The sequence below is a fragment of the Sphingobacterium faecale genome (assembly GCF_016746095.1).
GTDB lineage: Bacteria > Bacteroidota > Bacteroidia > Sphingobacteriales > Sphingobacteriaceae > Sphingobacterium > Sphingobacterium faecale.
Genome location: NZ_JAERTY010000020.1, coordinates 1 through 21,976, shown reverse-complemented (window position 1 = coordinate 21,976; position 21,976 = coordinate 1). Strand labels below are relative to the sequence as shown.

At 38.0% G+C, this 21,976-nt stretch carries 22 protein-coding genes and 1 pseudogene; 18 read left to right on the top strand and 5 right to left on the bottom strand.

Annotated elements, in window-relative coordinates; translation table 11 throughout:
• The first annotated feature begins 423 nt into the window (after nt 1-423).
• Together JKG61_RS22485 and JKG61_RS22480 are read left to right on the top strand one after the other, a co-directional pair.
• On the top strand, nt 424-1,134 hold the full coding sequence (locus JKG61_RS22485; RefSeq protein ID WP_202105255.1) for an Rpn family recombination-promoting nuclease/putative transposase: 711 nt from the start codon (nt 424-426) through the stop codon (nt 1,132-1,134).
• Nucleotides 1,094-1,315 carry a hypothetical protein gene (locus tag JKG61_RS22480; protein WP_202105258.1) on the top strand — a complete coding sequence of 74 codons (222 nt, stop codon included), beginning with the start codon at nt 1,094-1,096 and terminating at the stop codon, nt 1,313-1,315. Before JKG61_RS22485 ends, JKG61_RS22480 begins: the two co-directional genes overlap by 41 nt.
• A gap of 370 nt (nt 1,316-1,685) precedes the next feature.
• Here JKG61_RS22480 and JKG61_RS22475 read toward each other — a convergent pair whose 3' ends face one another.
• Nucleotides 1,686-2,282: an ORF6N domain-containing protein gene (locus tag JKG61_RS22475; protein ID WP_202105254.1), complete on the bottom strand. Its 597-nt coding sequence runs from the start codon at nt 2,280-2,282 to the stop codon at nt 1,686-1,688.
• Nucleotides 2,283-2,364: 82 nt separating this feature from the next.
• Nucleotides 2,365-2,769: a hypothetical protein gene (locus tag JKG61_RS22470; RefSeq protein ID WP_202105253.1), complete on the bottom strand. Its 405-nt coding sequence runs from the start codon at nt 2,767-2,769 to the stop codon at nt 2,365-2,367.
• A 684-nt stretch (nt 2,770-3,453) separates the two neighbouring features.
• On the opposite strand from JKG61_RS22470, the gene JKG61_RS23025 reads away from it, so the two are divergent.
• The 7 genes from JKG61_RS23025 (at nt 3,454) to JKG61_RS22440 (ending at nt 13,715) form a co-directional block, all read left to right on the top strand.
• Nucleotides 3,454-3,933: a Fic/DOC family protein gene (locus JKG61_RS23025; RefSeq protein WP_237249586.1), complete on the top strand. Its 480-nt coding sequence runs from the start codon at nt 3,454-3,456 to the stop codon at nt 3,931-3,933.
• 9 nt (nt 3,934-3,942) lie between these two features.
• On the top strand, nt 3,943-4,140 hold the full coding sequence (locus tag JKG61_RS23020) for a hypothetical protein (protein WP_237249585.1): 198 nt from the start codon (nt 3,943-3,945) through the stop codon (nt 4,138-4,140).
• 314 nt (nt 4,141-4,454) lie between these two features.
• Complete coding sequence (locus JKG61_RS22460) at nt 4,455-5,060, top strand: RNA polymerase sigma factor (RefSeq protein ID WP_202105252.1); 606 nt, start codon at nt 4,455-4,457, stop codon at nt 5,058-5,060.
• Nucleotides 5,061-5,132: 72 nt separating this feature from the next.
• Nucleotides 5,133-6,287 (top strand): FecR family protein, encoded by a 1,155-nt coding sequence (locus tag JKG61_RS22455; protein WP_202105251.1) that lies wholly within the window; start codon nt 5,133-5,135, stop codon nt 6,285-6,287.
• 258 nt (nt 6,288-6,545) lie between these two features.
• Nucleotides 6,546-9,833, top strand: a complete 3,288-nt coding sequence (locus tag JKG61_RS22450) for a SusC/RagA family TonB-linked outer membrane protein (protein WP_202105250.1) — start codon at nt 6,546-6,548, stop codon at nt 9,831-9,833.
• A gap of 2 nt (nt 9,834-9,835) precedes the next feature.
• Entirely contained in the window at nt 9,836-11,203 is a 1,368-nt protein-coding gene (locus JKG61_RS22445) for a RagB/SusD family nutrient uptake outer membrane protein (protein WP_202105249.1), read from the top strand.
• Nucleotides 11,190-13,715 (top strand): alpha/beta hydrolase family protein, encoded by a 2,526-nt coding sequence (locus tag JKG61_RS22440; RefSeq protein ID WP_202105248.1) that lies wholly within the window; start codon nt 11,190-11,192, stop codon nt 13,713-13,715. Before JKG61_RS22445 ends, JKG61_RS22440 begins: the two co-directional genes overlap by 14 nt.
• Nucleotides 13,716-14,299: 584 nt before the next feature.
• On the opposite strand, the pseudogene JKG61_RS22435 reads toward JKG61_RS22440, so the two are convergent.
• A pseudogene (locus JKG61_RS22435) lies at nt 14,300-14,821 on the bottom strand (IS66 family transposase); the annotation flags it as partial.
• Nucleotides 14,822-15,265: 444 nt separating this feature from the next.
• On the opposite strand from JKG61_RS22435, the gene JKG61_RS22430 reads away from it, so the two are divergent.
• The 4 genes from JKG61_RS22430 (at nt 15,266) to JKG61_RS22415 (ending at nt 17,296) form a co-directional block, all read left to right on the top strand.
• Complete coding sequence (locus tag JKG61_RS22430) at nt 15,266-15,946, top strand: DUF3800 domain-containing protein (protein ID WP_202105247.1); 681 nt, start codon at nt 15,266-15,268, stop codon at nt 15,944-15,946.
• Complete coding sequence (locus JKG61_RS22425; RefSeq protein WP_202105246.1) at nt 15,936-16,475, top strand: hypothetical protein; 540 nt, start codon at nt 15,936-15,938, stop codon at nt 16,473-16,475. Before JKG61_RS22430 ends, JKG61_RS22425 begins: the two co-directional genes overlap by 11 nt.
• Before the next feature lie 93 nt (nt 16,476-16,568).
• A complete protein-coding gene (locus JKG61_RS22420) occupies nt 16,569-16,889 on the top strand; it encodes a winged helix-turn-helix domain-containing protein (RefSeq protein ID WP_202105245.1) in 321 nt (106 codons plus the stop codon).
• A 101-nt stretch (nt 16,890-16,990) separates the two neighbouring features.
• Nucleotides 16,991-17,296, top strand: coding sequence for a DUF1493 family protein (locus JKG61_RS22415; RefSeq protein ID WP_202105244.1), 306 nt, complete (start codon nt 16,991-16,993; stop codon nt 17,294-17,296).
• A gap of 33 nt (nt 17,297-17,329) precedes the next feature.
• Here JKG61_RS22415 and JKG61_RS22410 read toward each other — a convergent pair whose 3' ends face one another.
• The gene (locus JKG61_RS22410) at nt 17,330-17,896 is read right to left on the bottom strand and encodes a hypothetical protein (protein WP_202105243.1); all 567 of its coding nucleotides are present in this window, start codon (nt 17,894-17,896) and stop codon (nt 17,330-17,332) included.
• A gap of 5 nt (nt 17,897-17,901) precedes the next feature.
• On the opposite strand from JKG61_RS22410, the gene JKG61_RS22405 reads away from it, so the two are divergent.
• The 5 genes from JKG61_RS22405 (at nt 17,902) to JKG61_RS22385 (ending at nt 21,501) form a co-directional block, all read left to right on the top strand.
• Nucleotides 17,902-18,117, top strand: a complete 216-nt coding sequence (locus tag JKG61_RS22405; RefSeq protein ID WP_202105257.1) for a hypothetical protein — start codon at nt 17,902-17,904, stop codon at nt 18,115-18,117.
• 147 nt (nt 18,118-18,264) lie between these two features.
• Nucleotides 18,265-20,046, top strand: coding sequence for a hypothetical protein (locus JKG61_RS22400; RefSeq protein ID WP_202105242.1), 1,782 nt, complete (start codon nt 18,265-18,267; stop codon nt 20,044-20,046).
• Between the two features lie 61 nt (nt 20,047-20,107).
• Entirely contained in the window at nt 20,108-20,503 is a 396-nt protein-coding gene (locus JKG61_RS22395; protein ID WP_317192434.1) for an ATP-binding protein, read from the top strand.
• Between the two features lie 76 nt (nt 20,504-20,579).
• The gene (locus JKG61_RS22390; RefSeq protein WP_202105240.1) at nt 20,580-21,332 is read left to right on the top strand and encodes an Rpn family recombination-promoting nuclease/putative transposase; all 753 of its coding nucleotides are present in this window, start codon (nt 20,580-20,582) and stop codon (nt 21,330-21,332) included.
• The gene (locus JKG61_RS22385; protein ID WP_202105256.1) at nt 21,292-21,501 is read left to right on the top strand and encodes a hypothetical protein; all 210 of its coding nucleotides are present in this window, start codon (nt 21,292-21,294) and stop codon (nt 21,499-21,501) included. Before JKG61_RS22390 ends, JKG61_RS22385 begins: the two co-directional genes overlap by 41 nt.
• Nucleotides 21,502-21,640: 139 nt before the next feature.
• On the opposite strand, the gene JKG61_RS22380 is transcribed toward JKG61_RS22385, so the two are convergent.
• The gene (locus JKG61_RS22380) at nt 21,641-21,805 is read right to left on the bottom strand and encodes a hypothetical protein (protein ID WP_202105239.1); all 165 of its coding nucleotides are present in this window, start codon (nt 21,803-21,805) and stop codon (nt 21,641-21,643) included.
• Nucleotides 21,806-21,976 lie beyond the last annotated feature (171 nt).

Below are 21,976 nucleotides of genomic sequence, written 5' to 3'. Positions count from 1 at the left end.
TTGCACTGGCCTGATAGGAGCGTATGATTCCATTTAATGTCGCCATCCGAATAATAAGTTAATAATATATAGCTTACACCGTAGTATTGTACTAAGATATCAAATTTATCGGGAGATAGCAGCAACTTAAGTCGTCTCCAGATCCAACCATCAATTTTAAGTCTTTAAATACTGCACCACGATGCCAATGTTAACCGTTTATATCCGTTTATACACGGATATAAACGGTTAACGTACGGCTAATAATTTTAGTTTATGGAGGTTTGCTTTATGAATTAACATACTATTTCAAAGTAAATTTCCATATTATGCAGAGACGAATTAAGACAAGAAGCAAAACAAGTCGGTACATCGAAATTCTTGCCGACTATTCGTGAGAGTAAGTTTTTTAAGGTACTCATGAGCTCATCCGACTAGGTCGGAATCGGTTTTGGCTGGAAACACTATTTCGGCCGTGAGGAGAACAAAATCAACCTCATCAACTTTCTAAACAGTCTACTAGAGGGCGAGCACATCATTACAGACCTCCAATATGCCAATGTCGAGGAAGATGGCGAGCATAGCAGTGAGCGCAAGGTCGTCTTTGATCTACGCTGTATAGGAGACGGAGGTGAGCACTTCCTTGTGGAGATGCAGTTACAGAACCAGGACTTCTTTTTCGACCGTGCCGTCACCTATACCTCACGCACGATCAGTCGACTAGCCAAGAAAGGTGCAGATGGCAATGGTTACGAATTGCCACCAGTATATTTCGTAGCAGTACTGGGCTTTCAGCTGGATAAGGCCAATAATGCCAAGTACTACTACAGCGCCAAGATCGTTGATCAGTTTGACCAAGAGGTTCTCTATGAAAAGCTGAGCTACAAGATGCTCGTATTGCCCAATTTTAATAAGTCAAAGACTGAACTATCAACCATTATGGATCAGTGGATGTACCTGATGAAGCATCTCAACGAGATCGATGAGTTACCTAACTATTTGGACAAAAGAATATTCTCTCGTATCTTTGAGGTAGGAGAGGTGGCAAACTATTCTCGCTGCGGAGGAAAGTGCGGGGTAGTGGGGCGCAGCAAACTTATCGCCTGCAGAACAAATGGCATATATATCCAGCTTAGATCGGAAGAGAGACTATAATAATACTATTGCTTTGGCAAAAAAAGAGGCAAAAGCAGAGGGACGTGTATTAGGTATTGTTGAAGGCAAGCATGAGCAAGCACTTGAGACTGCTTTGAGTCTGAAGAATATGGGTATTCCGGTGGACAAAATAGCGAAAGCTACAGGCCTCCGTATCGAAGAAATAGAGCGCCTGAAATAGATATCCCTAGGATCATAAATACAAAGAAGCTGAACATCACGTTCAGCTTTTTCTATTATGCTGCCTAGCATCCCTCATAATAGCCTATTAGTCAAGAATCTTCTGAAGCTAGCTATCAGTTGAGTCCACAGCCATCTTTCTAATCCCGATTACCGCAAAATCTGTTTATAAACTCCCAGTCCAGCACCGAGCCGTACTCGTTCAATTTTCCATAATCTCAGAACAAGCGATTAAGGTTAGCAGAGAGCTTTCTCAACTATTACAAAGGCATCTTCACCAATGCCGCTTTAGAGAAGATTACAGGCATCAATCAGCGTCAGCTACGACAACTCATCAGGATTGAAAAAGCCCCGTCAGCCTCAGCTATCTTTTATCCCTCTTTCCCTACCTTATAGCCGATTTTATCACGTTCAGGTAGGGGAGGCTTATCTAGTTTATTCTCTAGGCGATCGATGTACTCAAATACAAGATCTATGTTTTTGCCCTGCGAATCCTGCTTTTTGGAGAGCTTTTCCATGGCGAGCCGCATATCCGCAAGCTCCAGATGTATCTGCGTTGTATCATTTAAGAACTGCCTCATTTTGGTAAAGATCCGCATGATCTGGATGTTTATCGCTATGGCTAATTCGCTGTTTAATACACTTGAAAGCATAGCTAAGCCCTGTTCAGTGAATGCAAACGGTGGCGTGGGACTGAATTTAACTCCTTTAGGTAGGTTATCACAGATTGTGATAACCTCATTCCATTCGTCTTTAGTTAATTCGAACATGAAATCTGCCGGAAATCTATTCTTTTTTCTTTTGACTGCTTGCTTTAGTACACGATTCTCGACTTTATAAAGAGAAGCTAAATGAAAGTCAAGTATTACTTTCTCTCCACGTATATTGAAAATATTATGCATTATAGATTCGTTAGCTAATGTTATTACATTGCTCGTCTCTACTGTGTTTTCTGGCTGCTGCTCCATAATCTAGCTATTTGGTTATGACCAAGATAAGAATAAAAAACCATTTAAGCTAAAAATATTAGTAATTCTAAAGATTGTCTTTTTATGTATTAGCACAATCCTCCTCCTCCTTCGGCATCCGCTTCATCTTAAGCAGCAAGCCGCAGACAGCGCTAGCAATGATATAATAAGAACCTAGAGGCAGGATAAGCCCAGAGTCCAGCAGATACAGTGTCAGACAAATACCTATCGTAGTCCACAAAATTACGATCAGCTTCACCCATATCGTCTTTAGCGTAGACCCAGCCGCTATATGGTAGACAAAAAGATAAAGTAACAGCGTCGGTAGGGAGAGCATCATACCAGCCTGTAAAGCCTCCGGCAACATTTCGAACAATCCGATAGTTTTATCACGATGGATTATTCCCGTATCCTTTATAATTTGCGACAGGATCGGAGCTAGCACCAGCGTACCGATCCAATGTTTAGATATATATCCCCAGTCCAATTTTATAAAACTTTAGTTATTCGATACATCACCAGCCTTTGATACTTCTATTTCGTTACTCTTACTATTCAATAGATAATAAATAGGTCATCTTATTCGATATTTTTACCAATATACCAATTAGGCTTTATAAAGTCGGCTTGATGTGCCCGGTCAATTTCCTGTCATCTCAGAATACACGGTTAAGGTGAGTTTTTTTAACTACTACAAAGGCATCTTCACCAATACTGCTTTAGATAAGATTACAGGCATCAATCAGTGTCAGCTGCAACAACTTCATCAGGATTGAAAAAGCCCCGCCAGCCTCAGCTTAAGAAGAGAGGCTTCATCGTCTGGCAGCAGAGCTACAGGCTGTGGAGTTGATATTAATCCAAATAGTACGTTAGGCATCTTTAACTAAACAACCCCTCAAAGAAGCGCCGAAGAGATGCTACCCCCTGTTGCATAGCAGCGGTAAATTATGTAAGTTAAGCGTTTGAAAACAACGGACTAATCATTATGAATAAAGTTTCCATTCGTTTTTTTGATGACCGTGAGGTACGCGCTATTTGGGACGATCAGCAAAGTAAATGGTAGTTTTCGGTATTGGATATCGTAGCAGTACTGACCGATTAGAATGACTACAACAAAACCCGAAATTATTGGAAATACCTCAAAGAGAAGTTAAAGAAAGAGAACAATCAGTTGGTTAGTGCCACTACCCAACTGAAGTTATTAGCGGCAGATGGCAAACTTTATAAATCAGATGTATTAGACTATGATGGTATTATAGCATTGGGTAAGACCTTTCCCGCAGTCAAGGCAAACCGATTTATAGAGTGGTTCACCTATAGTGACGAGTCCATCGATGGCAAAAGTAAAAATAAAGCTTATGCTTTATTCGAAAGCTCCTTTATCGATAGTATAGAAGTCGGCACTACCAAAGGTTTACAGCAGGTACACGCCTATTTGTTCGGCGTTCTATATGATTTTGCAGGACAGATCCGCACCAAGAATATTGCTAAAGGTGGATTTCAGTTTGCAATGGCACAGTTTCTATCAGGCACCTTAAAAAGTATAGATGACATGGCTGAGAATACATTCGATCAAATCGTGGACAAGTACGTAGAAATGAACATTGCTCACCCATTTATGGAAGGCAATGGACGAATTACACGCATATGATTAGATCTTATGTTCAAGCGAGAATTGAAAAAATGTGTAGATTGGAGTAAGATCGCCAAAAATGATTATCATCATGCCATGGTAAGGAGCGTAACAGACAGTCGACCACTAAAAGTAGCTTTGCAAAGTGCGCTTACAGACGATATTTACAGCCGAGAGATGTTTATGAAGGGAATTGACTATTCCTATTATTATGAAGAGAATTAATGATGTTAGCTCTATGAAGGGTTAAACTAATTTCTGACATTCTTCTATCAGTTTAGCTAGTTACTATCCCTATGTAACCGCGAAGTCCGATATACATCTGGACAGATCTCCGATTCTCATACGATCTATATCAGTAATGCCTGCATGAGAGGTACCATTCCATCATTCTCACCAGCAGTTCTACTTAGGTATTTAAAGCTTAGTACATAGTAAATCTTGCATCTAAAGATGGATTTATTCATACATAGTTCCTAGGTGTTTGACATTTTCCTAAATATTTCTTTTCTTCGTGATTGAACTAACCAACATAACGAATGAATGAATTGTCCCTTTCCGAAGAACAGGAACTCCTACTGCGACTTAGAGAAGGGGATAGAGATGCGTTCGAACTTATTTATAAAGCACATTATTACCGTCTCACGGGACTGTTGATCCGCTTGCTTAAATCTACAGACCTCGCGCAAGAAGTGGTGCAGGATACTTTCGTATCGCTTTGGGACAACCGGGCCAATGTACAGAAAGATCGTTCCATTATGCCGTATCTATATCGCATAGCGAGCAACAAATCGTTTAATATATTCAAAAAGGCGACCCACGATCAGAAATACCGAGCTTACCTCTATCCGATACTAGAGGAAGGGTACGAGCAGATAGAGACTCGTCTATTTCAGAAGGAGCAAAGGGAGATACTGCAGCAGATCATTGATAGGATGCCCGAAAGGCAACGGCAGATATTCATTCGCTGCAAGCTAGACGGCAAGACCTACGACGAGGTGGCTACAGAATTACAGGTCTCGGTACATACGGTGCATACACAGATCAAACGCGCCAACCAGCTGATCAGAGAAACCTTGATCCAGTATCCAGATTTTCTAGCTGGGGTGTTACTGACCGCCGCTCTTGGCGTCAGCGCTCTTTAAAAAATAAATTTTACTTTCTTGTACCCGACTTTGCTTGCTAGGTTGTAATCCTTATACAGACCTTATATTATTGTGGAAAACAAAGAAAACCTAAAAGTACTATTTGAACGATACCTCAAAGGTGACTATAGCCGGGAGGATGTAGATGAGCTGTTGGCCTATTTTGGCATGCCGCATTCAGAACAGGAACTGCAGGCGCTTATCGAAGAAGCTATGCAGGAGGAGATTGATCTCCGGCCTTTTGATCAGCAAATCAAACAGGTGGACGAAGTTACTTTCGACCACCTGCAGGCCTATATAGCGCCTTCGAAAGTCCGTTATTGGCCTTTGGCAGGTATTGCAGCCAGTATTCTTATCGTGTTAGGCTTTGGATGGGCTATTTATCAGTATACCCATAAAGTGATCGATAATGACAAAATCACAACAATACTAGGTACCGATGATATCGCACCGGGTACAGATCGTGCTACCCTCACTTTCGATAATGAAGAAACCTTTGTGCTGGATGGCAAGGAGAAGGGGATAGACAATCAAGATGGTGAAGTGCGTTACCGTGGCGGTGAACTGTTGACGCGCACCGTGCGCCCTGTACAACTAATACTAAAGACTCCTGTCGGTGGGCAATATCAGGTTACTTTGCCAGATGGCACCAAAGTATGGCTCAATGCGGCCTCCGAGATTCGCTATCCTTCGGCTTTCGAAGAGGCTACTCGTCAGATTTCGGTCAAAGGGGAAGTCTATCTTGAGGTGGCAAAAGACGCGACAAGGCCTTTTGTCGTTGAGACCGAGGGGCAACATCTGGAGGTACTGGGCACGCATTTCAATATCAATGCCTATGGCGATAAGGGAATGATATGGACCACCCTCAGTGAGGGACGTGTACGAGTAGTGCAGTCAGCTACGGGGCGCGAGGTAGTACTGAAGCCTGGGCAGCAAGCTCAAAATCAGCTTACTGGTGGGATAAAAGTAAACGAAGTGGATCTAGATCAGGTACTAGCTTGGAAAGAAGGAATGTACATCTTACGGAATGAGGAGATTGGCCTGTTCAGCAAGCAAATCGAGCGCTGGTATGATGTACAAATTGAGATGGGGCCATATGCAGGCCGTAAGGTGTCGGCTATAGTGCCACGAAGTGCCAAGCTTTCGGCCGTACTGGAGGCTATCACATTAGAAACCGGCATTCATTTTAATGTAGAAGGAAGGAGGGTGACAGCGGTAGGAAAGTAATTTTTTAGCGTTTGTTCCATAAAAAAACTGCCGACGTGGGGAAACACGATCGGCAGGATGTCGGAACAATAAAAGGAGCGTAATCCATTTATAAATAACCGAGCAATACAAACTTAAACATTCTCTGTTAATGCTACAAGTCCTTCTTGTGCTGTTTTAGAGTATCCAAGCTGTATTGTTCATGACTAACTAATTTAAATGATGAACAACAACATACAGCGTACTGGGAGAATATCGATTCCTAAATACGTTTACTACATGAAATTAACTTTATTCTTGTTCTTTTTGTCGATGACAGCCGTATTTGCAGATGCTAACGCACAGCGAATCAATCTGCGGGTACAGCAGATGTCCTTGCAAAAAGTATTGGTCGAACTGAGTAAGCAGAGTGCTTATACCTTCGTTTACAACGATGACCTTATCGGCGATAAGAATTCGATCAGCATTGAGTTGGTCAATAGTACACTCCAAGAAAGTCTGGACCGTCTGCTTAATCCCCTAGCACTGAGCTATCAGATCAAAGGGCAGTCTATTGCAATCAAGCGCAGGGAGACTAGTGCCAGCGAAGGTCGTCAGGGCATTGAAAATGCAGCAGGAGATCAAATTTCAGTTAAGGGCAGGGTTATTAATGAAAAAGGAGAACCCTTAACTGGTGCCTCGATATACGTATTGGATGCAAACAAACAACGAACCACCAAGCAGACCAATACTGATACCAACGGTTATTTTGAACTCAAAGATGTAACCGAAGGTCAGCTTATAGAAATCTCTTACTTAGGCTATCAATCCGTTCAGCGCAATGCCAAAACTGTTTTGGGCGATATTGTTTTACAGCCTATCCTTGAAGATCTTAAAGAGGTGGAGATAAATGCCGGGTACTATACCGTCAAAGACCGTGAACGAACGGGTTCTATTGCACGTGTTACAGCAAAGGAAATAGAGAATCAGCCGGTGAATAATGTACTTTCTGCCATACAAGGACGAATGGCTGGAGTGAGTATCGTTCAAAATTCGGGTGTTGCAGGTGGTGGGTTTGATATCCAAATTAGGGGACGAAATAGTATTAGAGATTTTGCCTTAAAAAGAGGTTTAGATGCTAATACGCCTTTGTATGTAATAGATGGAATTATAGTGAATGGTCAAAATGAATTTCATTCTAATTTATCATCAGCTGTTTTACCTTTTCATGATCCAAATCCATTAAATTTTTTAAGTCCATCTGATATTGAAAGTATTGAAGTTTTAAAAGATGCGGATGCTACAGCTATTTATGGATCACGTGGTGCAAATGGGGTGATTTTGATTACCACTAAAAAAGGAAAAAATGCTAAAACGACACTTCAATATGCGACATCTTATACTATTGGTGAGGTGGCTAATCTTCCAAAGATGATGTCGACTTCTGAGTATCTCGAAATGCGAAAAAATGCTTTCGTTAATGATGGTCTTACAACTTATCCAGCAAATGCATACGATATTAATGGAGCATGGGATCCTACAAAGAATACCGATTGGCAACGCTATTTTGTAGGTGGTCGATCAGCCCGAACATCAAATGAGATTCGTTTATCAGGAGGGAGTGCACAAACACAATTTATGATAAGTGGTGGTCATCAAAAAGAAACCACTATTTTCCCTGGTGATTATCGGTATAAGAAAACGAAAATAGGGTTGAATCTTTCTCACGAAAGTATAGACAAACGATTAAAACTTCAGTTGAGTGCTTTTTATACATTGCAAAAGAATTTTTTACCTCCGACAGATTTTATGAGTATTTACCAATCAATAGCACCGAATGCACCTGATTTATATGAAGGGAATGGCGCGATTAATTGGGCGAATAATACGTTTGCAAATCCCATGGCTGCTGCTACACAGAATTACAAAACCAATCAAACCGATTTTCTTAGTCAACTGAATATAAATTACAAAATTATAAAGGAGCTAGCCTTTCAGTTTAATACTGGTTATACGTCTAATGATGCTAATGAGCGAATGATTTATCCTAAAACTTTATATAATCCCATTTACAATTATGGAAGTGAACGCTCTGCTTTATCTACTTCTCATATTCAACAACAGAATTGGATGGTTGAGCCTCAATTGAATTATCAAAAAAAATGGGAAAGACATAAAATTGAAGCGTTGGTGGGGGCAACTTTTCAACATACATCTGCTGATTATTTAATGCAAAATGGATCTAATTTTACTTCAGACGAATTCATTGAGAATATGGGCGCGGCAACAACTGTTAAAATAACACGTGATGCTTCAACTATTTATCGTTATACAGCTATTTATGGACGTTTCAATTATCAATTCGCTAATCGTTATTACATCAATTTAACTGGACGTCGCGATGGTTCGAGTCGTTTTGGACCAAATAATCGCTTTGCCAACTTTGGTGCTGTAGGTGCAGCATGGGTATTCTCGAATGAAAAATTTTTAGAAGACTCTAATTGGTTGTCATTTGGGAAAATTAGAACAAGTTATGGTACAGCTGGTAGTGATCATATAGGCAATTATCAATTTTATGATACTTATAATTCTACAACAGTTGTTTATAATGGAACGCAAGGAATAACACCAAGTAGATTGTTTAATGCCAATTATGGTTGGGAGACCACACGTAAATTTGAAATAGCGATGGAATTGGGATTTTTACAGGATCGAATTCAATTTACTTCAGCCTATTACCGCAATCGTTCGGGTAATCAATTGGTCGGTATTCCATTACCAACTACAACAGGTTTTACTTCTGTACAAGCAAATTTGGATGCAGTTGTTCAGAATCAAGGAGTTGAATTGACGTTGAGTGCTAAGCCGATAAGACATAGTAATTTCCAATGGGAATCGTCTTTTAATTTTAGTGTTCCTCAAAATAAGTTAATCTCTTTTCCAAATTTAGAAGCTTCTACTTATGCTTCTACTTTAGTAATTGGTCAATCGATGGTCTTAAAAAAGATGTACCACTATTTAGGAGTTGATCCCGTTACAGGTGTTTATCAATTTGAAGATGTGAACAATGATGAAAAATTGGATGCCAACGACCGTACAGTTGTTAAAGAATTAGGTGTGAAATGGTATGGTGGACTTCAAAATACTTTCCATTACAAGAATTTTCAGTTGGATGTTTTAATGCAAGTTTCGTCTCAAACCAGAGAGAATATCGTCTCAATGATGGGTAATTTGGGCACTATAGGAAATTATGGTACTGAATTTTTGGATTATTGGACACCTACAAATACCGATGCTCGCTACCAAAAACCAACCAATGGTGTTAGTAGTGTATTGAATACTGCTAATGCTAATTTCAGATTGAGTGATGCTGGTGTGATGGATTCTTATTACATCCGTCTCAAAAATATACAATTTAGTTATCAACTCCCTCGAAAAACTTTTAAACGCTTTCAAGGATCGGTCTTTTTTCAAGGACAAAATTTATGGACTTCAACTAATTACAAAGGGCTAGACCCTGAATTTAATCTTTCCGGGTATACACCTGCTTTACGTACATGGTCATTTGGGTTTAATTTAACATATTAACAATGAAGAAAAATATAATTCTATTATTCGTATTATTGTGTTCGAGTTGCGAAAAATTTATAGATCTCGATCTGCCACAAGATCAAATCACACAAGAAACGGTATTCAAAGACGATAAATTAGCCCAATCAGCTTTAGCAGGGCTTTATCAGTCTTTAAAAGAAGGTGGTTTTCTATCTGGAGGTTTTCTTGGAGGAGGAGTTTATTTAGGGTGTTATGTTGATGAATTGGTTTCTTATCAAACACCTAACACTACATTAGATCAATTTTATCAGTTAAATTTAAATCCAAATGCGACAGCAGTTAAAGATTTATGGCAAACAACTTATAATCAGATTTACCAAGCCAATCGGATTATTGAAGGAGTCGAAAATTCGAATTCGATAGATTTATCTACAAAGAATCAACTGAAAGGAGAAGCTTTGTTTATTCGTGGATTGTTGCATTTGTATTTGGTTCAAAGCTATGGTGAAATCCCTTTTATTGCTACAAGTGACTATAAAGTAACACAACATGTTTCTAAGAATACGATTGCAGAAGTTTATCAAAAAATAGAAGATGATGTATTACTAGCTCAGCAATTATTAGCCGTTAATACAACGGTAGGTAATCGATTTATACCATCAAAAGAAGCAACTCAGTTAGTATTATCACGATTGTATTTACTTCAAAAAAGATGGGATGATGTGATTAAGGTTACTGCTAATTTAGCTCAAAGTGAATCATTTCAATTGAGACAAGATATTAGTAAAGCCTATCTAAAAGATAATGCGTCTACTATTTGGCAATATGCTCCAGCATCAGCGACAGCAACCACATATGAGGCGAGTATTTATATTATGTTTTTTGCACCACCTTATATTGTGGCTCTGCAACCATCTTTTGTCAATACATTTCGTACAGGAGATCTTCGTTTTCAAAACTGGATAGGTACAAAAGCTGATTTTACAGGAAAAAAGTATTACTATTCGTACAAATACAAACAGTATTCGACAGCAAATGGTCAGAATGAATATTCGATTATTTTACGTAACGAAGAAACGATTCTTAATCGTGCAGAAGCTTATATTCAAAAAGGAGAACTGGAAAATGGATTAGCGTATTTGAATCAAATTGTAACACGTGCAGGTTTGACAGCTGTTCCAATGGGATCGAAAGAACAATTGTTGGAGCGTGTTTTAGAGGAGCGTCAACATGAATTATTTACAGAATATGGTGCACGCTTTTTTGATTTGAAAAGAATGAATTTATTAGATGCTAAAATGATTGGTATAAAATCTAATTGGAAATCAACTTTTGTATTATTACCACTCCCAGAAAGCGAACTTTTATTGAATCCAAATTTAATACCACAGAATGATGGTTACTAGAATAATTTTGCAAATTTTACTTCTTTTCTTTGTATTGCTTGGTCAATTAAGCCCTGTTATAGCTCAAACCATCAAAGAGTTTAGTGATTCTTACAAAGCATATCATAGGACTTCGTTGCATACTCAAAGTCCGAATTTGGATTGGGTAGTAGTACGACATGTATATGGAGAAGAAAAAGTAGAATATGAACTTGTTTCTTTACTAAAAAATACAACTAGATTATTATCAGAAGCATCTTTATTTACATTTACAACTGATTCAGTTTTAGTGTATCAATTGCCTAACCAAGAGGTGGTGTTTGAAAATTTGAATACGCAAAAGAAAAAGAAATTTGAAGGCATCGTAAATTTTATTCATTTTCCATCTAATCATATGGTTATATTAAAACCGATTGATCAGTCAGAAATGATTATCACTAATGCAAATGGTTTGGTCAATCACCACTTAAAACATTTGAAGAATACTAGAATCGATTTTACATCCCAGAAAATATATTTTAGAATTGATGCTGTGTGGAATGTTTTAGACCTCAAACAAAATAGAATGAGTCAATTAATCAATTTTCCTGCTATAGATTGGTTGCATGAAAGTAATTCTGAATGGATAGGGTTGAAGAAGGAAAATGACAAATTACGATTATTTCAACAAGAAAAAGATTCTCAAAAAATTAATGAATCAATTATTATTCCTCCAATTCAATTTCTTTTTACGGAAGATTATGTTACAAATCTTGAAATAAGAGAAGGTCGTTATATTTTATTTAAGCTTGCTTTAGAAAATAATAAAAATCAATTAGCAGAAATAAGTTATACCAATCAATATAATCCTAAAGCTTTCTCATTTTTACAATTAGGTATTTATGATGTGAAAGAAAAAAAATGGACTTGGGAACCGGATAAAAAGAAACCGTATCAAACACAAAAATTTTTAACTAAAGGTGGTGATTTTATGTTGTATGATAACGCATTAAATGTTGTGGATACGTTAACCAATGTTAGATTACCGATGCAGTTAGTGAAAAATTATGGAGCTTATCAAGTACCTATCGCTAATCAATATGAAAAAGACAATAATTATTATTATGATATAAATACAGATTATATTCTCTATTTTGAAGGAGGAAGATGGAAAAGTGAAAACTTGTCTACACACGAAATTAAAGAAGCTCCATTTGAATCTAATGTACAATTAAGTGACGGAAAATACAATAAATTAGCTGATTTACCGAAGGACAGAATTACTCCTACTTTTCAAAAAGGTATTTTTATAGTGAAATCTGAATATGATTTGTACAGTTGGGATATCTTTAAAAACAAAGTACAGCTGTTAACCAATGGAGCTGCTGATCATATAAATTATGAGCTGAAAGCACAACCTCTTTGGATTTTAGGGGAATCATTATGGGGGGGTATTTTTCATCGTCCTATAGATTTGAAAAAGCCACTTTTGGTAAGAGGAATTTCAATGAAAGATTATACCACTCGTTTGGGAGTCATCTCAGGAAATAAATTGAAAATTATTGCACAATCTGATTTTACAATCAAAGACTTTAAAGACAGTAAAAGGGTGGTGTATACTACATCAGGCTACAATGAGCCTTTAAAAATTTATGAAGTAAAAGGAAATAAATCTTATTTAAAGTATGCAAGCAAAGGCATGAAAACAGGGAGTCGCCCTTTACTAAAAAAGAAATTGCTTCATTATACAGTTGATGGGCAAGAATTAAATGCCTATTTATTTTATCCCATAGAGTACGATTCTACTAAAATATATCCAATGGTTGTTCGGGTTTATGAAAAATTTTCATATGATTTTAGAGAGGACGATATACCTCATTTAATGGATGGAACAGGCTTTAATTATATGCATTATTTACACAATGGTTATTTTGTTTTACAACCCGATTTGGCATATAAAGTAAATGATTCACAAAAAACAGCAATTAAAAGTATTGAGAACTTAATGAGTAATATAAAATCTATTCCGCAAATTGATAGCAAACATATTGGGCTCATAGGACATTCTTTTGGAGGGTATGAAGCTGCCTTGTTTATGGGGACAACTAATCTGTTTGAAACAGCAATAGTTGGGGTACCTATTATTGATATTCCAAGAAAATATTTGAGTGAATTTAAAATTTTTAACGAAAATCATGCAGATTATGCGAGGGAAGAGCGTCAACAAACACGTATGAATAGTAGTTTATTTGATAATTGGCAAGGTTATTTGGAAGCTTCACCTATTTACCATGTCAAGAAGGTGCAAAAACCACTTTTGCTTTGGGGAGGGAGTTTGGACGGAAATGTATTACCAGATCAAGTACGTTCTTATTTTTATGGTCTTAAACGAGTTCATAAAAAAGCTGTCTACCTTAATTATCTTGATGAGGGACATAGTATTTCAAAAAAAGAAAATCGTTTGGACTTAAATTATAAAATATGGCAGTGGATGGAATACTTTCTGAAAGGAAATTCCGCTGCAGATTGGATTAAGCCATTGTTAGAAAATTGAGATTTAAATCACTTTTAAGTTTAAAATGCTTTAATAATGAGTGTGTAAAGTGTCATATAAAATATTTTTTATATTAGACTCGATGGAGCTTAAGAGAGGATAAAGTCATAACATAACGCGTGTTGGAAGCGATAGATCGGGTTATTGGGAATTATTAAACTAATTTCTGACATTCTTCTATCAGTTTGGCTGGTTACTATTCCTATATAACCGCGAAGTCCGATATACATCTGGATATATCGGACTTCGAAAATCATTACTCCTAAAGTGGTAGTATGAAAAATATAATTTAAATGCCTAGTGTAGACCACTTTGCTCAATGAATTTTGAGTATTGTCTCTTCAAATCCGCTTTCAGAGCCTAACTCTATTCTATATCATATAAAATTTAGTCTGGGAAAGCGGGCTTCGTTATTAGCACAAGAGTTATCCTTCCCTGTCATTGGGTGAGATAGGAATCTACCATAGCCTATCCCGATATAACTACAAAGTCCGAATAGCAAGACAAATTGCTAATGAAATCTATTTGTTCTCTAGTATTTTTAATAATCGATGATTTAAGTACAACTGTATCGGTCCTATGAACTACAGGTCAGCTGATTTTTTGAAGTTCTGAGGATAAAGATCCTTTAAGTTTTTATGGTTTATTGACATGATGTTTTGCAGTTTATGCTTTAACCACTTGAAAGGGGTTACCTCATGCTTTTTGCAGATAGCGAAGAACGAGTATATCATAGCTGCACGCCCAGCGGCCTCATGACTTCCAGCAAAGAGATAGTTCTTTCGGCCCAACGCAACCGAGCGAATGGCGTTTTCGACAAGATTATTATCAATAAGCAGATTTCCATCATACAGGTATGCTGATAGCGCATCCCATCTGGCGTATGCATAAGCCATTGCTTTTCCAATCTGACTTTTAGGAAGTGTGTTTTTTATCTCCTGGAAGATCCATTTTCCCAGCTCGTTGATCACAGGTAAGGATTCGGCCAACCGAAGTTGTTTGATCTGCTCTGCGCTTAGATTTTCCTGCCTGGCTTTCCGTTCTACGGCATACAGCTGTTGGATCATCAATAATGCCTTTTCAGCTCTAGCTTTATCGTTGTTTTTTTTATGATATAAGTAGCTAATTATTAGCTTATAAATGGATGCCTTCCTTAGATTTGGAATTGCAATCTTAAAGTTATCAACATAGGTTAACTGCTGTTTATCAGCTGTTTAAAGAATGCTAACATCTTTAGTGTATATCCTGTGGTGGGTTTCCTTTTTGAATGTTGAAAAGTATGACTACCTCTCTGAATAAAAACAATATAGCTTTGTACTTAAATAAAGAAACGCCGCTATTTGCAGTAGCAGCGTTTCGGGCAGGCTAAGCCTGAGAATGTGTTTTTTGAGTTTTCAAAGGTAAAATTATATAACAACAATATATAACCTAATTGAAAAAGTTACATTTCAGCTTGTTCCCATTATATAACAGAGTAAAGTAGCCTCTTAACTCTTCTAAGTAAGAACCTTTTGTAAAACCAGTTATTCTTAAATAATAAATTGTACAGTATGGGCAAAACTTTTAACTTCTACTGTGATGAGAGTACACATATTGAGAATGATGGACATCCATATATGATACTTTCGTATGTGTCCACTCCCTATCATTATCTCAAATCGCATAATCAGCGTATACGTGAAATGAAGATTAGACATCATTACATAGGAGAAATGAAGTGGAGTAAGCTATCTAAATCTCAATATCCATTTTACAGTGATTTAATTGACTATTTCTTCAGTAGCGAGTTGCAGTTTAGAGCTATTATAATAGACAAAGCACAATTAAACCATACCGCGCACAATCAATCCCACAATGATTTTTATGATAAGATGTATTATCAGCTACTTAACAAGAAGATACATCCACATTACGATTACAATATATACTTAGATATCAAAGACACTCATTCCTATGAGAAGGCAAAGAGTTTGAAGAGTTATTTATGCAGAGATTACCAAAGCGTCCGTAATCTACAGATCATTAGATCCTATGAAAGTGAACTTATGCAGTTGACTGATGTACTTATGGGAGCATTAAATTATAAGATTAGAGGATTAAATAGAGTCACAGCCAAGAATAACATTATTGCAAAAATAGAGAAACATACACAACATAACCTGACCAGGTCCACTAGTCGAGATGAAGATAAGTTCAATTTATTTTTTATAGATCTTTCTCATGGCTTTTAACCTACTCAAGCAATATAATGCGTTGTTAGAATTCGGGCATTTGAATGAATCTGCCCGATTAAGATCCTTGCGAGCGGTTTTTGACAGAGATATTGTTGATAATTCTAGTTTTTGTTTTAGAGACAAAGTTATCCGTCCTATTAAGAAAGAAGGTATGATTGATATGGATGTTCTCTTCAAGCACTTAACCTTTAGAACAGATAAGGTTAAAGAGAACAAAAAGAGTAAATCTGTATCTAGAGAAGTGTTTGACCACGATAGATCTGTCAGATTGCACTGGATTAGATTCCATATAGAAGAGAGGTTGGCCGACAAAATTCATGTTTTTTCGCATTTAGATCGTATACCCGACAGAGGTAATGTATTGCGGACCTACCTGTATGATGAAGAGGAGAAATACATCATTATTTTGGAACCACAGCGATCGGGTCAAGATTACTATTTTATTTCTGCTTATTACTTGTCAGAAAGTTGGAGTTTCAAGCAGATAGAGCAAAAAATGGCAAACAGAATTATGGATGTCTTATAACCGCGAAGTCCGATATATATCGGGATATATCGGACTTCGAAATTCATTTCCCCTAACATGGTGGAATGAACAATACAAAATTATAAATAAATTTTGCAAATACAAAAGTATCAGCAATTTATTTTAAGTATTCTAGTTTTATATAAGCCTTGGACTCGCATCACATTTCCTATTTCGAAAGCTAGTGGTCGCTACGTCAGGTTGGTAGATGGGTTGGTAGATGGGTTGGTAGAAAGTCAACAAGAAATAATACGGCTGATAATGGCGAACCCAAGGATATCTAAGAAATCTATGTCCGAACATATTGGAATCAGCACCACGGCTATTGATAAGCATATACGGAGCTTAAGGGAAAATAAAGTCATAGGACGTGTTGGAAGCGATAGATCTGGTTATTGGGAATTATTAAACTAATTGTTAAATAATAACCTCTCTCCCTCATTACATTTATGAGAAGGGTGGGAAGACCTATCCAGTTCCTTATCATGGTAGCAAAGTTGGTTTAATTTATCATTATGAATGTCGAATTGATTAAGCTTTTGCAAGATTATTGTGGAGCAGATCTACATATTACGGAGAGCACAAGATTATTTCACGATCTCGATCTCTATGGCGATGATGCGGCGGAATTTTTCGATAGGTTCCAGGACAGATTCACTGTCGATATGTGCGATTTTCGCTTCGCAGACTATTTCCCAAACGAAGGAGATTGGATATTACCTACCATTTTAAGGTTTTTAATAGGTAGACCACAGCCAATATATAGACCACTTACAGTATCTGACCTACAGTTAGCTATCGATTGCGGTTATCTGCAATGAAAGCATTACAATAATTCAAAGTTTCATAATATCTCAATCCAGTATCTCTTCATACTTCAATATATTGTCATGCTTTGACACACTAATCGTTATGAATGTCGGTGTGATTCCCTTTCCATTCGGTTGATAGACCGTATAGATATAACGATCATCCAACATATAGTTTACCTTCAGAGTATCACCTTCATACCTGTCCTTTGCCAATTCGGGCAGATGCATCGGTGTGGTTCCAGCATATGTACTCCATGCTCTTTGATTTATGAACGACAGTTTATCATTGTTTGAGATAGCAAGCTCTAATGAATGGCTGTAATCATTAAATCCGCCAGTTTTGTTGGAGAGAATCTCAAAGTCATCTTTCATCACGATGTTATGTTTACTTAATAGTTCGGTTACATCAGATTTGGAGAAAAAAGAGTCCTCAAAAACGAAGAATATAGCCCCAAACAATACCATTAGTACCAGGATTGAAGAAACAATCGCTCCGGCTACTTTATGCCCCGTTTTCTTTAGTATCCAATAGATGCCAAATATGATCAGGCCTAATAAAGTGATAAAAGGCGCGAATAATACAAGGTAAAAAAAGAATGCATCTATCATATTTAATGTTAGTTCACGCCTCTAATATACTCATTCCTTTATCGTTCATAAATAATACCATTGCTTTTGCAAAAAAGGAGGCAATGGCTGAAGGGGAGGCTAAAGGCGAACGTAAAAAAGCACTTGAGACCGCTTTAAATCTGAAGAATATGGATATACCTTTAGACAAAATAGCGAAAGCTACAGGTCTCCGTATCGAAGAAATAGAACACCTGAAATAGATATCCTCAGGATCATAAAAACAAAAAAGCTGAACACCACGTTCAGCTTTTTCTATTTCGGCATACTGATTAATTTTTGCTAACTTAATATGTTCATATACAAATATGTATGTATTGACAAATAGTGCTTAAATTATCGATAACATTATGGGCCAACAATTATTAAACCACGAATCAAAATTAAGAGTATATCTCCATGATAAACCAGAGTTGCCAAACATTGGGAGAGATTCCAGTTCCCCATGTCAGGATCCTGCTGTTAATTTTCAGGAACACATTTTCGGAGATTCCTGGGTCAAATGCCATACTGTTGAAGGTAAAAATGTCCTGTTGCAACAGTGCATGTGTTTTACGGAAGCAGAACAGAAAATATTTACTATTCCAGCACAGCCTGTAGTAAGCTTTCATATACAAGTGTACGGAGATTTAAAGATGAAATTTGTTGAAGAGCAAGACAGCAGACCCTATATTGAAGGGCAATGCTCTTTATTTTGGCAAAATGATCATATTCTTTGCTGTGAACTGCCGCAATATGAATCAGATTTTTTTACGTTACATTTTCGGTCCAGTCACTTTTTAGAGATGTCACACCGATTCCCACTATTGACAGAACTTGCTGCGCAAGTCACTTTATCTCCATTCGGCATACTCGATTTCTATATCGGCAATGCCGACGAGAGCCGACTCGCTTTTATTGACGCTATATTGCACGAAGTCAGGGACTACCATACCAGCGACCAGCGTTATACTCATTTATGTGAGTGTCTATTACTCCAATCCATGGGCTTGGCTGTAGAGGTAGAGCCATTTCCATCAGATACGTTACGGCGGACGCATGACAGTGCTTTTTCCGTTTTGGATGACCATGAGCTTACGGACAAACAAAAATTAAGAGTAGAGAGTAACAAACGTTATTTTAAAAGAGATCGGTTGATTGCCGAATTCTATGAGCGCAAAAAAGAATTTGAAGAGCGGAAAGAAGATAGAGCCGAGTATAATGCAGTTATGAAAAATATAGCGAAGTCTTATCATAGCGTCATGGGCAAGTCTGCTGACATTCTTTCTGAGTCCTATTTCTGGATGGCTGAAAAGTTAGCGGAGGAAATGAAAAGATTCGACTTGACCGACAAAGAGAAGGCTATTGTGGTAAAAGCCATCATTACCTTATGCGACCAGTCCTTTGAACTAAGAGACCCCCATATGGATCAGCTTGATTTTTACACAAGCTATACCGGACAACCCTATGTCGGTGATCTAGAGATGAGGGAGTTTGGCCAAATACTGGATATGTTTATCCCAGATATTAATCTGCCTTTGGACAAACTGGATGGGACCAGAAAAGGATCAGCTATCCTAGAGCAATATATGCAGGACGAATTTGGGTTCAAACCATTATCACATTTTAAAGAAGGAGGCGAAATCGACAAAACTCCAAAAGTGGTTGAACTTTACCATCTGCTGATGCAACACATGGTCGATGAGCTTACTATAACAGATAACGGAGATTTTAAAAAAAGCGATCTTATCCGAGTTATAGATCACGCCTACCAACGAGATGACCTTTCACTACTGCTTCTAGTGGAGATTGAGCAATTGACAGCTGATGCAGATTATGTAGAACAGCAAAAGTACAATAAAATATGCTTGTGGATTTTAGCACTGGATGAGGCTATCGATGAATGGGATAGTGTAGAGTATACCAAAGAAGAGGAGCGGCTACTCTATTTGATAGACATCTATTACGCATCGTCGGATAAAATTGAAGCTGTGAAGCGTAGGGTAATGAAGACAAAGAGAATATATGATTCCATGGTACCCGCTCTTTTTAACGCTGGTTATGCGCTTGGATCTATTTCGAAGAAAAGTATTTTTCTGCTTACCGCAGAGTCATTGATTGCAATGGCTGAAAAACCGAGTGCTAAAGAGTAAAGTACCTATAACACTGAATTCATTCCTTTATTTAACAATACGTCTTGGATAGCTTAAGAAGATAGCCGACAGAATAGAAATAACCTCAGCAGGGATATTGCCTGAGGGATTGAGCGAAGAAGAGTTTTTCGATGGTGTTTCGTTTCCTAGAAACCGAGAGTTGATGCGGGTATATAGGGATCTAGAATTGGTAGAGCAATTGGGATCGGGAGTACCGAGGATCTTAGAAAGTTATGATAAAGAGTGTTTCAAGTTTCTCGACAACTTTACTCGCATCACATTTCCTATTTCGGAAGCTAATGGTAGCTATGTCGCTCTAATCCCCATTACCGCACAATCTGTTTACAAAATCCCAGTCCTGCACCGTGTCCAACGACTGCCGGGTTACTTTTTGCCCACAAAAGACGACTCTTCACTATCCGTTTATATCCGTTTATACACGGATATAAACGGTTAACGTACGGCTAATAATTTTAGTTTATGGAGGTTTGCTTTATGAATTAACATACTGTTTCAAAGTAAACTTCCATATTATGCAGAGACGAATCAAAACAAGCCGGTACATCGAAATTCTTAGTGACTTTGGCTGGAAACACTATTTCGGCCGGGAGGAGAACAAAATCAACCTCATCAACTTTCTAAACAGCCTACTAGAGGGCGAGCACATCATTACAGACCTCCATTATGCCAATGTCGAGGAAGATGGCGAGCATAGCAGCGAGCGCAAGGTCGTCTTTGATCTACGCTGTATAGGGGATGGAGGTGAACACTTCCTTGTGGAGATGCAGTTACAGAATCAAGACTTCTTTTTCGACCGTGCCGTCACCTATACCTCACGCACGATCAGCCGTCTAGCCAAGAAAGGAGCTGAGGGCAATGGATATGAATTGCCACCGGTATATTTCGTAGCAGTACTGGGCTTTCAGCTGGACAAGGCCAATGATGCCAAACACTACTACAGTGCCAAGATCGTAGATCAGTTTGACCAAGAGGTTCTCTATGAAAAGCTGAGCTACAAGATGCTCGTATTGCCCAATTTTAATAAGTCAAAGACTGAACTATCAACCATTATGGATCAGTGGATGTACTTGATGAAGCATCTCAACGAGATCGATGAGTTACCTAACTATTTGGACAAAAGAATATTCTCTCGTATCTTTGAGGTAGGAGAGGTGGCAAACTATTCTCGCTGCGGAGGAAAGTGCGGGGTAGTGGGTCGCAGCAAACTTATCGCCTGCAGAACAGATGGCATATATATCCAGCTTAGATCGGAAGAGAGACTATAACAATACAATTGCTTTCGCAAAAAAGGAGGCAATGGCAAAAGGGGAGGCTAAAGGCGAACGTAAAAAAGCCCTTGAGACGGCCCGTAAAATGTTGGGTAAAGGCTTTAGTAAAGAGGATATTCTGGAAATCACAGGCCTCCGTATCGAAGAAATAGAACACCTGAAATAGATACCCTCAGGATCATAAATACAAAAAAGCTGAACAGCACGTTCAGCTTTTTCTATTATGCTACCTAGCATCACTCACAATAGCCTATTAGTCAAGATTACCCTGCAGCTAGCTGTCAGTTGAGTCCATAGCCATCTTTCTAATCCCCATTACCGCAAAATCTGTTTACAAAATCCCAGTCCAGCACCGAGCCATCCTCTTTCAGTATGCCCAGGTAGATACCATCTTTCAGTCCCACCTGCCATATCGCCGACCCCGACAGATCCTTTTCCGTGATTTCGCTGCTGAGTATGAGGGAAAGCATATTTAATTTCCGTCATTAAGCTTGATAAACTTATTTTTGACAATCCGCCATTCATCAGTCGAGGCATCCCTCGCAAATCTCATATCGGGCTGGTATCCATTTGTGCCGCCACAATTAATTGTGATGTAACCTCTTTTAAATCGAAGTCCCTTGTAAAAATGCAATTTTCGC